A 15,222-nucleotide genomic window follows, 5' to 3' on the forward strand; every position below is an offset into this window, starting at 1 on the left:
CTCCTGCCTCCGGCGTTCAACGATCTGGTGATTTCCGGGAAAGGATCTAGCGACAGAGCCGGAACCAAGGTCAGTCGTCGAAAGTTCTACTCGTTGTCGTTGTCGTTGTCGTTGTCGTTGTCGTCATCGGATTCCGGACGAACCGATCCTTCCTTGCACATCCGATCGGCCGGAAGCAACGTCGCGAAACGGCGCGCCCCCGGGATAGACGACTTGCAGTCGTCCTCTTCCACGGGCCTCGCTCGCACGACCGTCGCGTCGGGCAACACCTGAAAGGAGAGGAAGATCGCGAACGGATGAGCAAAACGGACACCGGTGCCAAGGCGCGTTCGGCGCGGTTCTCAAGTGCGTCGCGTTGACCAGGACGTCGCGGGCCGTCGGGCCGGCTGAAGAGGACGACTGCAAGTCGTCTATCCCGGGGAGTGTCGGCGCTTCGCGACGACCGTTGGCGTCACTGCCAGCCGATCCTCTGCGCAGTTGGAGTGTTGATTCCCGGTAATCGCCTAAGCTCTCCTCTCTCCTCTCTCCTCTCTCCTCTCTCCTCTCTCCTCTCTCCAGGCCATACTCGCGCAGTCCGCCGTCTGACTACCGTCGGTTGCGCCCGCCCGTGCTTCGATTGGGCAGCTCGAGCAGGAAGCGCCCGGCGTTGGCCAGTTGTCTGCGCACCAGCGACCAGTTTTCCTCGCGTTTGCGCGCGTCTTGGCAGCGCAGCAGTCGCGAGCGTTGCGCGGCGTCCAGCCGATCGAGGATGGCCGCCCAGAGGACATCCTCGACGTTGTAGACCCGCCCGCCGGCGAGACAGACCGGGATGACGCTCGCGATGGGGATCGCGAGATCGGACGCGACCACCTCGACGGCGGCGAGAATGCTCTCGGCCTTCAGACTCTTGGGCTCGGCCAGATCATAGGGCGGCAGCCACTCGCGCACCGGGCGCAGCCGATCGATATGACTGAGCGCGACGAGCACGGGCGGAGGACGCCGGGTCATCCGCTCGGCGAAGGCCGCCCGCAAGCTGTCCAGGGTCTCGCGATCGGCGTGACGGTCGGGACGATCGGCGGCACTGACCCAGAGGATCATATCGGCGTCGCCCGCCGCCGTGCGCAGGGTCTGATCGTCGATCGCGTCGGATCCCGGGGTGTCGTAGATCAACGCGAGATCGAGACCTTCGCGCGCCAGACGATAGGGCGTGAGCATCTTGGTGGTGTCGGGCAGCAGATCGGTCGCCACACGCAGTTGGCCGAACAGGGCGTTGATCAGACTGGACTTGCCGGCGTTGGAACGTCCCAACACGAGGATCCTTAGGGGCTCGCCGGCCGGCTCGTCGGACGCGTCGGACGCACGCAGATCGCGCTCGGATGTCGTGGTGGGCCGGGCATCGGGCGCAGCATCCGAGAGCAGGAGCCGTCCGCTGTAGAGCTCGATTGCATAGGAGCCGACCTTGCGCACGTACTCCTTCAGGATCCAACCATAGAGCTCATCCTGCGCCAAGGCGTAACCGCGCCCGCGCAGCTGCGCCAATGCCTCGGTCAAAAAGGCATGGGCCGGATTCACGACCCACTGTCCGGCGCGATACAGCCCCAACAAGCGATCCGCAAAGGGCTTCCAGCGATAGGCGCGCATCAGCGAACCCACGGTAAGCCGGTGGCTGAAGGGGATGTGATCCGTGATGGTCTCGCGCAGATCGCGGCTCGCGCGCTCGACGATCAGGAGCGTGTGCGGCACCGTCAGCTCCAACAAGGGCTCATCCACATCCGGATGAAAATGCCGTGCGACACGCTCGAGCGTCTGTTGGCCCAAGACCCCGAGCCGGTCGCCCTCCCCGATCGGCCAGTCCTCGGGTTTGGTCTGTGCGGCCAGGTCCTCGACCAGCGCCCAGGCGACGTCGGCCGCCGGCGGCCAATCGGGATCCGGTTCGGTCTCCGCGTCGAGGAGCAACCGGCGCTCGTGACGATGGAGCCACGCCTGAAGACCGTACCCGGCCGCGCTGAAGAGAACGAGCGCACCCAACCAGTAGCGCAGCGCCTCGACCTGCCACAACCAGAAGAGACCCAACGGCAAGAGCGCGACGACGGGAACCGCCCACAGCAGCAGGGCAAGAAGGCGCAGGCGATCGATGCGGCCGAGGAGTTTCTTCATGGTCGGTCCGATCTCACCAGGTCTTTCAGGAGGGCCGAGCCGGTGTCGAATCCTTCGGCGAAGGTACGGCGCAACCCGTCGGGGTCAGCCGGCAGACCGCGGCGTCGGCGATTGAAGTGAAACCCGGCGGCCTTGCCGAGCGCATAGGTCGTCGCACCGCTGGCGGTCGCGCCCCAGATGGCTCCGGCCGTCTGTCCCCACACCGGAATCAGCTTGACCACCGCACGGCCGGCGCTGCGCGCGGCATAGGCCACACCGATGCCGGTCCCGAGCAGCCCCAGAAACTCGAGGATGGCGCGACGATCCCAATCCTGACCGTAGAGCGCGGCGAGGCTTTGCAGCATCTTCGCCTGGATCGCCGGCACGCCGACCAGATCCACCAATGGAAGCGCGCCGACGCCGGCCGCCGCAATCGCATAGCCGACGATGTGCGGATGGGCGGATCGGGCATAGGCGTCGCGCACACCGGCATCGCTGCGCAGCAGGGCTTGGAGACGCAGCGACGAGACCCCGTCGATCGCCTGCCACAAGGCATCCAGGCCGTAGTCCGGCGGATCGAATCCGTCCTCCGGAAGGGTAAGATCGATCGGCACCCAGCGCACCGGGATCTCGCCCGGCAACGCGCCGAAGCGATCGCGTTGCGCCCGCAGTGCACGCACGAGGTCGAGCGGGACGGCGTCCGGCCAGCGCTCATCCTCGAAGGGATACGGCAAAGGATGCTCGCCGCCCGGCGGATAGGCGTCGTGCAGTCCGGTCTGTGCGATGACCAAGGGCCATTCCGGGTGGCGTCCGCGCACTTGGCGCAGCACCTCCAAGACATCATCCTGGCGGATGTCGGTCGCCTTCATCACGGCCAACAGCAGATGCGCCTGCGACTCGCAGTAGCGGATGTCGGCACTCGCGTCATAGGCAACCTCGCCGAGTCCGCGGGTATCGAGAAAGCGCACCAAGGGCGCCTCCGCAGGAAAGTCATAGAGGCGCGTGGTCGCCGTACAGGGCTGGAAACCGTTGCCGATCTCGGCCAGGCCGCTCCCGGTCAGCGCTCGGATGATGGAGGTCTTGCCGGATTGGGTCTTGCCGATCAGCCAGACCACGGGAAGGGGATGGCGCGCACGCGCCTCGCGCAAGGCCGCACGGAGGCTCGCGTCGTCGACCCGTGGCTCGAGCAGCGCCTCGCGCAAGCCGCGCCAGCGATCCGACCACTGTGTCCAGGGATTTCGCATAAGCATCTTGATCCCGACTCTCCGATGAAACAGCAGCACCCGCGAGCCCGAGCTTCCGGCAGCCCGATCCGAGCCGAGCCGAGCCCGGCCCTCTCGACCCCGGGCGCTGACCCGATCCTGTGCAATAATTATCGCCGACGCCGGGTCTCCAGCCACCCGTAGCCCGACGTCGACGCAATCGAACCGCGTCCGCCACTGCTGCTGCCTCGGACTGATGCCGGGGCCTATCCCCCGGCGGGAACGGCGCATGTCCTCGCGGACAGGTTTCACATACCACTCATTATCGCCGAGATGCCCTTCTCATGCCCCCATCGCCGTTGTCGCCGATCAATCCACTCAACACGCTCTATCTGCTGCCCCGGCAGGGTGACGCGTTCAAAGACATCGGCCGGATCCTATTGTCGGCGCTCATGCTCGCCGGCCTGATCCTCTGCAGCGACGCCTTCGCGGCGAGCCAAAACCAGGGCTCGGGGACCTCCGGCCCGACGATCAATTCCGCGAGCGCCCTGATCGTGGACGAGCAGGGCCGCCGGATCTACGGCAAAAACACCCGCGAGGTGAAACCCATCGCCTCCGTCACAAAGCTGATGACGGCGATGGTGGTCTTGGACTCCGGCGTTTCTCTGGATGCGCCCATCACCATCATCGAGGCCGATCGCGACACCATGCGCCACAGCCGCTCGCGCCTGCGCATCGGCCAGGCGACCTTAACGCGCCGAGAGATGTTGATGGTCTCGCTCATGTCCTCGGACAACCGCGCCGCCGCCGCCCTGGCCCGGACCTCGCCGGGCGGGACCCCGCAGTTCGTCGCGGCCATGAACCGCAAGGCCCAAGCACTCGGGATGCACGACACCACCTTTGCCGACAGCAGCGGTCTGGACAACCGCAACCGCTCAACGGCCGAGGACTTGGTGAAGATGGTCCGCGCGTCCGCCCGATACCCCTTGATCCGCGAGGCCAGCTCGCGTGGGGAGATGACGGTCCACCCCTTCGTCGACAAGAGCACCCTGGAGTACCGCAACACCAATCCCTTGGTGCGCAACCCGGAATGGCATGTCGAGGTGAGCAAGACCGGGTTCATCAACGAGTCCGGCCATTGCCTGGTGATGCAGACCCGGATCGACGGGCGCCGACTCTATGTCGTCTTTCTGGACGCGGTCGGCAAGCTCACGCCCGTCGGTGATTCGAACCGACTGCGCACCTGGCTCGCCGGCGGACAACGCATCGCCGGGAATTGATCGCGCGAGGAATCGCATCCGATGTACGCAGGCGAACGCTTCAACAGCATCTCGCATCTGGTCGGCGCGGCCCTCGCGCTGATCGGGGTCGTCGTGCTCGTGACCTTTGCCGGGATGCAGGGCGGTGCACTGCGCATCGTCAGCTTCAGCGTCTACGGGGCGACGCTGTTTCTGCTCTACCTCTTCTCGACGCTGTATCACAGCCTGCGGGGCCGCGCAAAACGGATCTTCAAGGTTCTGGACCATGATGCCATCTATTTGCTGATCGCCGGCACCTATACCCCTTTCAGCCTGCTGGTGCTCAAGGGGGCGACGGGGTGGTGGATGTTCGGCGCCATCTGGACCCTGGCCGGCATCGGCATCCTGATCGACAGCATTCCGCATCGCGGGCGACGGATCCTGCCGATGATCATCTATCTCACGATGGGTTGGCTCATCGTCGTCGCCCTCGAGCCCTTGGTGGCAAGCCTACCCCCGGCAGGTTTATGGGGACTCGTCGCGGGCGGTCTCTTCTACACCTTCGGCGTCATCTTCTACGCACTCGACAGCCGCTTCTCCTGGTCGCACGGCGTATGGCACCTCTTCGTGCTCGCGGGCAGCATCAGTCACTATCTAACGATCCTGTTCTTTCTCTGACTTTCGCCTCAACCGCGGTTTAACATGGGCGACCGACCAAAAACCGGGAAGCACAGCCCCCATGCACGCCGGCCGAGACCAGACGCACGACCTCGATCCCTTCACGCTCGATCACGATCAGCTCCACGCCTTGGCCACCGCCGATCTGGTGCGCGACGGCTTGCGCCATTACAAGGACAACCGCGTCGCCGAGTTGCAACTGGACGGCGTCTGCCTGCGTGCCGACGTCGAGGACGAAGAGGAGGAAGAGATCGTCGCGCTCGAGCTGTCCTATGACGGCGACGGCAATCTGATCTGTCTGTGCGACTGCGGGACACCCCCGGACCAACCCTGCGTCCATGCACTCGCCGCGCTCTTTGCGCGATCGGCACGCGGGGCGGCCGAGGGCGAGCTGCTCGGCGCGGTGGAAGGTGCGATCGACGAGCGCGTCAAGCGCGGACGGACCGAGGTCCGGGTCGAGCACCTCTCGGGCGATCCGGCCTATGGGGCCTGGACCGCGCGCTCGCTGGTCTCCTCCACCCATGTCCCGGTCAGCTACCGGGTGCATATCCGATCGCTGGAGCGGCGCGCCAACTACTGCACCTGCCCGGATTTCGCGACCAACCAGTTGGGGACCTGCAAGCACATCGAGGCGGTGCTGCACCGCATTGCCAAACGCCGCGACGCCAAGCGCTTGCAGTCACTCGGGCCGCCCTCCCCCTTCGTGTATCTGGACTGGGAGGGCGACCCCGCACCCCAGATCCGTCTCCACCGTGCGATGCAACGTCCGGAGGATCCGCTCGATCCCGAACTGGTCGCGCTGCTGGACGCGCATTTCGACGACGCCGGCGCCTACCGTCGGCGTCTGCCCGAGGACTTCCTGCGTCTGGCCGATGCCTTGGCCGGGCGCGCGGATATCGATCTGGGCGAAGACGCACTCGGCTTCGCCCGCCGCCTGGCCGAGCAGGCGGCCCAACGGCAGCGCGCACGCGACATCGGCGAGGCGATCCGCGCCTCGGGCGGGCGCCTGCCCGGTGTCACCGCACGGCTCTATCCCTACCAGGTCGAGGGCGTGGCCTTTCTGGCCGCCAACGGGCGCGCGCTGCTGGCAGACGACATGGGTCTCGGCAAGACGCTCCAGGCCATCGCGGCAGCGGCCTGGCTGCATCGCCATGCCGAGGTCGAGCGGATCCTGGTCATCTGCCCTGCCTCGCTCAAGCAACAGTGGGCACGCGAGATCCGCAAGTTCACTGGACAGGAGGCGCGGGTGATTCAGGGACCGGCCGCCACGCGAGCCGCCCAGTACCGAGGCAGCAGCGGCTTCCTGATCGTCAACTACGAGCTGATCCTGCGCGACGGCAGTGTCATCGCGGAGACCTTGCGTCCGGATCTGGTGATCCTGGACGAGGCGCAGCGCATCAAGAACTGGCGCACCAAGATCGCCGCGGCGGTCAAACGCATCCCCTCGCGCTATGCCTTCGTGCTGAGCGGCACGCCGCTCGAGAACCGGCTCGAAGACCTCTACAGCCTGATGCAGGTGGTCGACCAGAAGGTGCTTGGCCCGCTTTGGCGCTATCTGGTGGACTTCCACATCACGGACGAGCGCGGCAAGGTACTGGGCTACCGCAACCTCTCCGAGCTGCGGCGTCGGCTCGCGCCCGTCATGCTGCGCCGCGACCGCCAACTGGTGCGCGACCAGCTCCCGGATCGCATCGAGAGCCGCCTGGACATCCCGCTCGACGCCTGTCAGCAAGAGCTGCACGATGCCGGCATCCAGGCCGCGGGCATCCTGGCGCAGATCGCCAAGCGTCGCCCCCTCACACCGGGCGAGTCGAACCGGCTGATGGCCAATCTGCAGCAAGCGCGCATGGCCTGCGACGCCGCCGGTCTGGTCGACAAAGAGACCGAGGGGTCGCCCAAGCTCGACGAGCTGGCAAATCTGCTCGACGAGCTCTGTCTGCAATCCGGGCTCAAGGCCGTGGTCTTCTCCCAATGGGAGCAGATGACCCGGATGGTGGAGGAGCGCGTGCGTGCGTTGGGACTCGGTTGCATCCGCCTGCACGGTGGTGTGCCGACGGCCAAGCGCGGCGAGCTGATCGATCGCTTCAATGAGGACGACGCCTGCCAGGTCTTCATCTCGACCGATGCGGGCGGGGTCGGGCTGAATCTGCAGACGGCCTCGGTCCTGGTCAATCTGGATATCCCCTGGAACCCGGCGGTGCTGGATCAGCGCATCGCCCGGGTGCACCGTCTGGGGCAAACCCGCAAGGTTCAGATCATCCTGCTGGTCGCCGCCGAGTCCTACGAGTGCCGAGTCCTGGAGCTGGTCCAGGGCAAGCGCAACCTCTTCGAGAACGTGGTCGATCAAGACGCCACCGAGGACGTCGTCGGGGTCTCGCGCAAGCTGGTGGAGGTGCTTGCGGAGGATCTCGCCGGGTTGCCTGGCGTACCCAAGACAGCCACCGAGGTGCCGGGCGAGCAGGTTGATGACGTGTCGTCCGAAGTGGCGACAGCCGAACAAGCAGCCACGGACCTGGCTGCGAGTCCGGACATCGACTTTGGCGCCGACGTGACGACGCCAATCGACGACGCAGAGTCCGACGACACGCCGGTCGAGCGATCAGAGCCCATCCCGCTCGCCGATGCGACGCGAGATGCCGAGATGGAGGAGGCCATTCGTCATGCCATCGAGGCGGTCCAGGACGCATTCGGCGCCCGCATCGAGCGCATCCTCGGCTCCGGCGGTGGACTGCTGGTGGTCCTGGATCGGGTCGACGCCGAGGCCGATCGGCTCGCCGCGTCGATCTCCGATCGAATCCCGGTGGCACTGATTGACCCGCACACGCTGAGCGGACTGCGGCGGCTCGGGGACGCCTCTCCGATCGCGCGGGCGCGCCCGCTCGTCGAGCCCGCGGACGAGCCGCGCAGGCCGCAAGAGCCGCGGCTATTGTCGCAGGCACGGGAGAAGCTCCGCGGTGCCGAGGTCCTGATCCAACAGGCCTGCCCCGCCCCGGCCATGGATCTGCTGCTCGGCGCCCTCCTCGCCTGTGCCGCCATGCGCGCCGAGCAGGAGACCCCGCCGACACCCCAACAGGCCGGGATCTGGCTCTACAGCGAGGCCCTGCCGAAGGGCATCCTGACCCAAGAAGACGCCGGCCTGCTCATGCGCGCGCTCGCCCTGTCGCAAGGCGCTGAGACGATCCCGGACGCGCTGCTCCGAGACCTCGCCGCGGATGTCGCCCGCTTCGTGTCCGAACAAACGTAGTCGTGGCGACCTTTAAACTAACCTACAGACGGTCCTGCAGCGAAAGATCAATCCGCGCCATCCTTTTGGCGCGCGTCAATCCGAAGTGGACCCGTTGACACGGGTTCTCATATAGCTCTCGCGGAACGAGGCGTTATGGACGCCCAGAACGCCGAACACTGAACGAGACGCCCTCGTGGGCCTTCAAGTGAGCAACCACCGCAAAGAGGTTGTCCGCTCGCGGATTGCCTCGCTCGCCGAGCATCCGCATCAGGCTCTTCGGGCTCTTTTGAAGCTGTGCGCCGAGCTGCTCGAACCCGACGGTCGCGTTGACGTAGTCGCGCAACAGAACCTTCCCCGTGTTGAGATCGGCATTCAGAAACGCATCGAGCGCTTCTTCCAGCAGGGCGACGCGAAACTCCGGATCGCGCTCGGCACGCGCCTTGACGGTTTCCTTAAAATCTCTGGTAAGTGCCATTCGTCTCACCCTTCGATGCGGGCAATCGCGGCTCGGATTTTCGCCGCTGACCGCGCATCGAGATCCCCGAACCACGCGGCGAAAGGACACTCCCCGGTTTCCGTTTCGTACTGGACGATCTCAATCACGACGTATAGTTACACATGCGTTACTTTAGCAAGAAAGGGTCAGCACTTCACAAAAAAGATTCGGCGAACACCCACCTGAACCGCGTCGAATCCGACATCGCGAGGAACCGGCAGCGCCGATCCGCTCCGACCGGCGCACACGGTACGAGGCGCGGTTCAGCCTCAATGAAAATGATGCACGAACCTCAGATTGAACCTGGAGCCCTCGGGACGATTCTCCGCCTCAGTCTCCCAATAGGCGTTCACGAAGAGATGGTCGTGCTTGGAGAAGTGGTAGACCAGCCCGGGCCCGATGCCGACGACCTGCTCCTCGCTGTTGCGCACGCCTCTGCCGTCGATCTTGCTCTCGGTGAACTGCTTGAGAAAATAGCCGTTGATGCCGAGACGCAGACGATTCGGCAGCACCTCGTAGGCACTCGCGAAGTTGGCATGGATAGCCTGACCGGCTTGGGTATCGTTGGCGCCGAGCGGCTTGTAGGGGTCGTTGTTCTCAGCGTTCCACAGATAGTGCAGACGCCATGACGCCGTCCATTTCGGCGCCAGGAAGGCCGTCGCGGCCCAATAGGGGTTGAAGGAGAAATAGTTGCTGCCGACGTTCAGCGCATCGTTGGCGTCGTAGGAGCCGGTCGGGAAGATCAGCTGAAGCTCGACGCGCTGCACGAATTTGGGTCCGTTGGAACCCATGATCGGGTCCCACTGAAGATAGGGCCCGATCAAGAGGTCACCCAGATTGCCGCCGTTCGCCGAGAGCGCGAAATTGTCCTTGGGATCCAGATCGAAGCCGGCGTAGGGCAACATCAGATTCATGCCCCATTTGCCGCCGAGCAGGATGGGCTGATCGGATTGATAGAGGAGCTGGGTCAGACCGATATTCGCCTCGACCTCGGCCTTCTCGAGTCCGCGCGCGGTCGGCAGGCGCAGGTCGCCGCCGTTTGCGTCCTTGAGGCGCCCCTTGCGATAAAACTGCACATACTGCTGGGCATACCAACCCGGCCCTGCCGGCGGCGCACCGTCGAGAAAACTGGTAAAGCCGAGATTCACGGCGGGCAAGTCGTACGCCTGTGTCAGCGATGCCATCCCGAGCCCAACCGCTCCCGCCAACAGTCTTGCACCTTTTTTCGTCATCGTCGCGCCCCTGATTTTTTGAGTTTGGAGACGAGGCGCGACCCTCCTCGCGCCCTAAAAGCGCGTGAAGGATAAGGGAATGCGTGGGACGTGACAAAGCGGTGACAGCACGGGGGCGAGTGGTGAGTGGTGAGTGGTGAGTGGTGAGTCATTTGAGGCGATGTCTTGAATCCTCGCGTCGGGGCTTGACCGAGCAACGGGGAGACGCGCAAGCCGAGACATGGAATCCGCGATGACATGAGGACGAAACCTAATTGAAAAGATCCAGTTGACTCCCCGGGAGCTGCGGCCGGCGGAAGCGGGACGTGGCGAGATCCCATCCGCTGTCGTGTCGGTGCAAACCCAAGCGACGCGCGGCCAGGCGAAAACGCTGAGAAAGCAGCTCCGCGACCGGACCTCGCCCGGTCATGCGCGAGCCGAAATCCGGGTCGTTCAGACGTCCGCCTCGGCATTGTCGGATCAGGCTCAACACGCGCTCGGCCCGATCCGGGACATGCGCTCGAAGCCAGGCATCGAACAGCTCCGCGACCTCGCGCGGCAGACGGATGAGCAGGCAGCCGGCTCGGGAAGCACCCGCTGCAGCGGCGCGCTCGAGGATGCGTTCCAGGTCCGCATCCGTCAGGCCGGGGATCAGCGGCGAGACCAGGACGCCGACGGGCACGCCGGCTTGCGCAAGCGTCCGCACGACATCCAAGCGCCGCTCCGGGGAGGCTGCCCTCGGTTCGAGCCGACGGGCCAGGTGCGGATCGAGCGTCGTCACCGAGATCTGCACCGCGACGAGTCCAAGCTCGGCCATCGGGAGCAGCAGATCCAGATCGCGCAGGACCAGGGCCGACTTGGTGGTGATGGCGACCGGGTGACGACAGTCATGCAACACCTCAAGCAGGGATCGCGTCAGCGCGAGGCGTCGCTTCGGGGCCGAACATGGATCCCAGCGCAGGGTGATCAGGCCCACGCCAGGGCGATCCCGCAAATAGCCGCCGGAGACCGGTGGTGGGAGCCCGGCGCCATTCTCCAGCATAATGGCACCCATCCAAACACCGCAGGCCAACGCATGTCCTTCGCCTTCGCCCCCATCGGCCACATCCGCTCCCCCTACACCGACAAGTTCGGGATCCCGCGCCAACCCGGACTGGTGACCGCCGCCGAGGCGCGTATCGAGCTTCTGCCCGAATTTGCGCGGGAGGAGGCATTCAAGGGGCTCGAAGGCTTCTCGCATGTCTGGATCCTCTTCGTCTTTCACGCGGACTGTCTGACCGCGGGCTGGAGCCCGACCGTGCGACCGCCGCGTCTCGGCGGCCGCGAGAGCGTCGGCGTCTTCGCGAGCCGCGCGCCCTATCGCCCGAACCCCATCGGGATCTCCGCGGTCGAGCAGCTTGGACTCATCAGAGACGCACGCGGACTCGCGCTCGAGGTTCGGGGTGTCGATCTCTTGGATGGCACCCCGGTCCTGGACATCAAGCCTTATGTGCCGTACGCGGACAGCATCCCCAAGGCCCGAAGCGGCTTTGCCACGGCGCCCGAGATCGTCGCCGCCGATGTTACCTTCTCCGTGGAGGCATTACAGGGCATTGCCGAAGCCGATCCGACCGGGACGCTCCGACTGCGCGCACTGATCGAGCAAGTCCTCGCCCAGGATCCGCGGCCGGGGTATATGGATCGCTATCCCGAGCGTCGGGAGTTTGGTCTCCGGCTGTATGACCGCAATATCCGATGGCGGATCGATGAGAGCGCGATGTACGTGGTCGCCGTCGAGCCTATCTGAGACGCGAGCTGAACGCCTTGCATCGCCTCTGCCATCGCAGGAGACTTGCGTCAGGGAAGGAGAACCGCGACGACTGGCGGCGCTCGGAGATCGTAGTCACGACGGTGCAGTCGCTGCTCTTCAACAACAAATACCAGCGGCTCTTCTCGCCCACCGACTTCGATGTGGTGATCTCGGACGAGGCGCACCGCTCCATCGGCGGCTATGCCCGCGCCGTCTTCGACTACTTCATTGGCTACAAGCTGGGCCTGACCGCGACCCCCCGCGATTACCTTAAGCGGTTCGACAGCGCCAAACCGACGACACGCGACCCGCGCGAGGCCGAGCACCGGCTGTTGCTCGATACGTATCGCACCCTCGGCTGCGAGAACAGCCAGCCGACCTATCGCTACTCCCTGCTCGACGGCGTGAAAGACGGCTTCCTGATCAATCCGATCGTCGTCGACGCCCGCACCGATGTGACCACCGCGCTGCTCTCCGAGGCAGGGTTCATCGTGCCCGTGGCGGACGACACCGGCGGTGATCGGCAAGAGGCGTACAAGCAGCGCGAGCTCGAGAAGCGATTTTTCTCGGATGCCACCAACCAGCTCTTCTGCAAGACCTTCCTCGAAAATGCACTGCGCGACCCCGTCAGCGGCGAGATCGGCAAATCGATCATCTTCGGCGTCAGTCAGAATCATGCCGCCAAACTGACCCAGATCCTCAATCAAATGGCGGATCGCCTCTTCCCCGGCAAGTACCAGTCGGACTTCGCCGTACAGGTGACCTCGCAGATTCCCGATGCCCAGCAATTCACCGTCATGTTCTTCGAACGATTCGAGGACAGCGTTCGCGAGGACCCCGAGATCGCGGCCGCCGTCGAGGCCGGTCAGTGGGACCGGGTCATCGACTACATCAACCGCGAGGTCTTCGACAAACCCGAGGAATATTACAACCTCGATAAACTCCGCAAAGCGGCCGCGGTGGACCGCCGCTTGACCCTGCGCGAGATCCGGGAGAAGGTCTTCGGGCTGATCCCGCGCTTCAAATCCAAGGACGAGCTGCTTGAAGAGGAGTTCGCCAAGTTCGTTGCCGACTGCAAGCCCGAAGCATCCACCCCGATTCCGGCAATCAAGACCTACTTCAAGGCATACGCCACCAGCGGTCGGGTGCGCGACATCATCGACAGCGGTCAGCTCACGGATCTGGCGACCAACCCCATGTTCAGCACTCGCGACTTCAAGGCCGTGCCGCCGAAATCCCGCAGTCTGGTCCCGGCCTACGTCAAGGACTACGTGCCTCTAAACCAGTTTATGTAGGCCGAAGTGCAGCTCGACGGGTGACGTGCGGCCAACTTAAACCGCGTCCAGCGCGGTATTTGATGTTTTTGGATGGGATCGGCCCACGGCAAATCTGTTCTAGCCCGCCGGCGCCAGCCGGACCGGCGGGCGCCGGCGGGAGTTCTCGGTCATGCGCAGATAGTCGAATACCAGGCGGAGGTTGCGCGCCAGACGCGGGATGGTGGCGGAGACGGTGTCGCGGGACTTCGCCTTGATGACGCCGATGGCGAAGCGGCGTAGCGCGGTGATGTTCGCGGGGCCATGGCCGGTGCGAATGGTGCAGCGGTCCTCGTCCCAGTTCCAGTCCAGGGAGTAGTGACAGCCGTTTTCGATCGTCCAGTGGCCGCGATTCAAGCCCAGTACCCGTGCGGCATCGGCGGTGTCGCGGGTATGACTGGTCACCCCGTAGACGGTCTCGGTGGAGGTCTTGCCGGTCTTCTTCTCCACGGTGTGGCGCTCGATGAGGAAGGCCTGTCCGACACCGGGAAAATCCAGGTATTCATTGAGGCGCTCGGAGGTCCAGATCGCGCGGCTCTCGATGCGGCCATGGCCCGGGGTGGGCGGCTCGCGGAAATCGGGTTGACCGCGGTCCTTCTCGAAGAACAGGCGAAGATCGGCGTGCAGGTTCGGCTGATTGTCTTTGACGGTGAAGACGTAGTGGGCGTCGCGCGCACGCAGGTACTCGGCGAGCTTGCGCTGGGTGAGCAAGGCGTCGGCGGTGATGGTCTTCCCGGTGATGTCCAGGGTCTCGAGGACCGGGATGACCATCCCGATCTCGTTGGTTTGCTTGGCCTCGTCGCGACCCTCTACGGGCAGGGTGCCGACTTTTTTTGGGTGTAGCAGGTCTGACTGCGGTGGCCGACGACGCCGAGGATGTGGGTCTGACGGCCATCGGCGTCGATGGCATTGCGCATCGTCTTGCCGTCGACGGCCAAGTCCTCGTCCTCGGCATGCTGGAGGTTCCAGCGTTGCAGGGCGCTGTTCAACGCGTCGGGGTCGACGCGCACGAGCACCTCGCGGATGACGGTGCGGCTGGGAACCTCGTAGCGGCGGTTGCGCCAGCGGCAGCGAAAGCGCGCCCGCGCTTGCTGGCTTAAGTCCTGCGCCCATAGGCTGATGGCCTTGTAGCCGCGCATCCCGCACAGGGTGGCTGCGGCGGCGATGGCCAGCACCGTGGGCAGGGGATGGCGCCGGCCCTGACCGCGACGCGGATCGGGAATGTCGGCGAAGAACTCGGGCAAAGACAGCATCTGATCGGCGCTCAACATGATGTGCGGGGCTCCGTGACGGTAACGGGGATCGAGGACGGGATGAGACAGGCAGGCGCGGGCGCGGGCGTGCAGGGGGCGGACAAAGACACGCTTGGCGGGGCCCGTCGCGGCGCTGTAGCCGGTGCGGGTGCGCCGATAGCCGCGGGTCTCGCCCACCTCGTGCCAGTTGGCGGCGCGGTAGATCGTGCCGTGAAACCGCTGCGGGTCGACAAAGGTCTCCAGCAACAGCAACGGGTAACCGAAACGCGCCGGCCAGTCGGTGGCCAGACGCCGTTCGCTCAGCGCCAGCACCCGCGAGGCGAGGTTCGCCACATGGTGCTCGGGCAGGATCAGAAACCGGCTGTTGTTGGCGATCAGGTGCAGACGATCGTATTGATGGCGAAAGTCCCAGCCGATCCAGGCATCGCGCGCGGCACACTTCCAGGCCGCGGCCGAGAAGCTCAACAGCGCCAGCCACTGTCCCTGCCAGGTGGCGACATACCACAGCGTGTCGCCGATCTTCGGCAACGCGCCCAGATAGTGATGGGCCGCCATGAGGCTCCGGAAGCGAGCCTCCTCGGATGCGGCGACCGGTTGTAGGACGACCTCGCGCAGGTTCACGCTCGGGTTCTCGGGTGGCGGCTATTCCGGCGCTTTATACCCGTGCTGCCGGGAGTTGTTCAGAGTCGAGGACAACCGCA

12 protein-coding genes are annotated in these 15,222 nt (G+C 65.1%); 5 read left to right on the plus strand and 7 right to left on the minus strand.

Going from position 1 to position 15,222, the window contains the following annotated elements:
- Positions 1 to 585: 585 nt before the first annotated feature.
- Positions 586 to 2,136: a GTPase family protein gene (locus BDD21_RS21390; protein WP_120798887.1), complete on the minus strand. Its 1,551-nt coding sequence runs from the start codon at positions 2,134 to 2,136 to the stop codon at positions 586 to 588.
- Positions 2,133 to 3,365 (minus strand): YcjF family protein, encoded by a 1,233-nt coding sequence (locus BDD21_RS21395; RefSeq protein WP_342769614.1) that lies wholly within the window; start codon positions 3,363 to 3,365, stop codon positions 2,133 to 2,135. The genes BDD21_RS21390 and BDD21_RS21395 overlap by 4 nt, the downstream gene beginning before the upstream one ends.
- Before the next feature lie 296 nt (positions 3,366 to 3,661).
- Between BDD21_RS21395 and pbpG the strand changes: the two genes are divergently transcribed.
- The 3 genes from pbpG (at position 3,662) to BDD21_RS21410 (ending at position 8,477) form a co-directional block, all read left to right on the plus strand.
- On the plus strand, positions 3,662 to 4,597 hold the full coding sequence (pbpG, locus tag BDD21_RS21400) for a D-alanyl-D-alanine endopeptidase (protein ID WP_120798888.1): 936 nt from the start codon (positions 3,662 to 3,664) through the stop codon (positions 4,595 to 4,597).
- A gap of 21 nt (positions 4,598 to 4,618) precedes the next feature.
- Positions 4,619 to 5,233 (plus strand): PAQR family membrane homeostasis protein TrhA, encoded by a 615-nt coding sequence (gene trhA, locus BDD21_RS21405; protein ID WP_120798889.1) that lies wholly within the window; start codon positions 4,619 to 4,621, stop codon positions 5,231 to 5,233.
- A gap of 61 nt (positions 5,234 to 5,294) precedes the next feature.
- Positions 5,295 to 8,477 carry a DEAD/DEAH box helicase gene (locus BDD21_RS21410; protein WP_120798890.1) on the plus strand — a complete coding sequence of 1,061 codons (3,183 nt, stop codon included), beginning with the start codon at positions 5,295 to 5,297 and terminating at the stop codon, positions 8,475 to 8,477.
- Positions 8,478 to 8,610: 133 nt separating this feature from the next.
- On the opposite strand, the gene BDD21_RS21415 is transcribed toward BDD21_RS21410, so the two are convergent.
- The 3 genes from BDD21_RS21415 to BDD21_RS21425 form a co-directional block, all read right to left on the minus strand.
- Positions 8,611 to 8,934 carry a helix-turn-helix domain-containing transcriptional regulator gene (locus BDD21_RS21415; RefSeq protein ID WP_120798891.1) on the minus strand — a complete coding sequence of 108 codons (324 nt, stop codon included), beginning with the start codon at positions 8,932 to 8,934 and terminating at the stop codon, positions 8,611 to 8,613.
- 290 nt (positions 8,935 to 9,224) lie between these two features.
- On the minus strand, positions 9,225 to 10,187 hold the full coding sequence (locus tag BDD21_RS21420) for a SphA family protein (protein ID WP_120798892.1): 963 nt from the start codon (positions 10,185 to 10,187) through the stop codon (positions 9,225 to 9,227).
- 250 nt (positions 10,188 to 10,437) lie between these two features.
- Positions 10,438 to 11,220, minus strand: coding sequence for an SPL family radical SAM protein (locus BDD21_RS21425; RefSeq protein WP_120798893.1), 783 nt, complete (start codon positions 11,218 to 11,220; stop codon positions 10,438 to 10,440).
- A gap of 21 nt (positions 11,221 to 11,241) precedes the next feature.
- On the opposite strand from BDD21_RS21425, the gene tsaA reads away from it, so the two are divergent.
- Positions 11,242 to 11,952 (plus strand): tRNA (N6-threonylcarbamoyladenosine(37)-N6)-methyltransferase TrmO, encoded by a 711-nt coding sequence (tsaA, locus tag BDD21_RS21430; protein ID WP_120798894.1) that lies wholly within the window; start codon positions 11,242 to 11,244, stop codon positions 11,950 to 11,952.
- Between the two features lie 17 nt (positions 11,953 to 11,969).
- Positions 11,970 to 13,250, plus strand: coding sequence for a DEAD/DEAH box helicase family protein (locus tag BDD21_RS21435; RefSeq protein WP_211335120.1), 1,281 nt, complete (start codon positions 11,970 to 11,972; stop codon positions 13,248 to 13,250).
- Between the two features lie 99 nt (positions 13,251 to 13,349).
- On the opposite strand, the gene BDD21_RS21440 is transcribed toward BDD21_RS21435, so the two are convergent.
- Entirely contained in the window at positions 13,350 to 14,039 is a 690-nt protein-coding gene (locus BDD21_RS21440) for an ISAs1 family transposase (protein WP_170164854.1), read from the minus strand.
- 38 nt (positions 14,040 to 14,077) lie between these two features.
- Entirely contained in the window at positions 14,078 to 15,142 is a 1,065-nt protein-coding gene (locus BDD21_RS28820; RefSeq protein ID WP_120798896.1) for a Druantia anti-phage system protein DruA, read from the minus strand.
- Positions 15,143 to 15,222: the final 80 nt, after the last annotated feature.

The sequence above is a fragment of the Thiocapsa rosea genome (assembly GCF_003634315.1).
Taxonomy (GTDB): Bacteria; Pseudomonadota; Gammaproteobacteria; order Chromatiales; family Chromatiaceae; genus Thiocapsa; species Thiocapsa rosea.

What these genes read in the sequence shown, in the direction of transcription:
- BDD21_RS21390 (WP_120798887.1), bottom strand. Translation starts at nt 2,136, where the DNA reads ATGAAGAAACTCCTCGGCCGCATCGATCGCCTGCGCCTTCTTGCCCTG.
- trhA (WP_120798889.1), top strand. Translation starts at nt 4,619, where the DNA reads ATGTACGCAGGCGAACGCTTCAACAGCATCTCGCATCTGGTCGGCGCG.
- BDD21_RS21410 (WP_120798890.1), top strand. Translation starts at nt 5,295, where the DNA reads ATGCACGCCGGCCGAGACCAGACGCACGACCTCGATCCCTTCACGCTC.
- BDD21_RS21420 (WP_120798892.1), bottom strand. Translation starts at nt 10,187, where the DNA reads ATGACGAAAAAAGGTGCAAGACTGTTGGCGGGAGCGGTTGGGCTCGGG.
- BDD21_RS21440 (WP_170164854.1), bottom strand. Translation starts at nt 14,039, where the DNA reads ATGGTCATCCCGGTCCTCGAGACCCTGGACATCACCGGGAAGACCATC.
- BDD21_RS21395 (WP_342769614.1), bottom strand. Translation starts at nt 3,365, where the DNA reads ATGCTTATGCGAAATCCCTGGACACAGTGGTCGGATCGCTGGCGCGGC.
- BDD21_RS21415 (WP_120798891.1), bottom strand. Translation starts at nt 8,934, where the DNA reads ATGGCACTTACCAGAGATTTTAAGGAAACCGTCAAGGCGCGTGCCGAG.
- BDD21_RS21425 (WP_120798893.1), bottom strand. Translation starts at nt 11,220, where the DNA reads ATGGGTGCCATTATGCTGGAGAATGGCGCCGGGCTCCCACCACCGGTC.
- pbpG (WP_120798888.1), top strand. Translation starts at nt 3,662, where the DNA reads ATGCCCCCATCGCCGTTGTCGCCGATCAATCCACTCAACACGCTCTAT.
- tsaA (WP_120798894.1), top strand. Translation starts at nt 11,242, where the DNA reads ATGTCCTTCGCCTTCGCCCCCATCGGCCACATCCGCTCCCCCTACACC.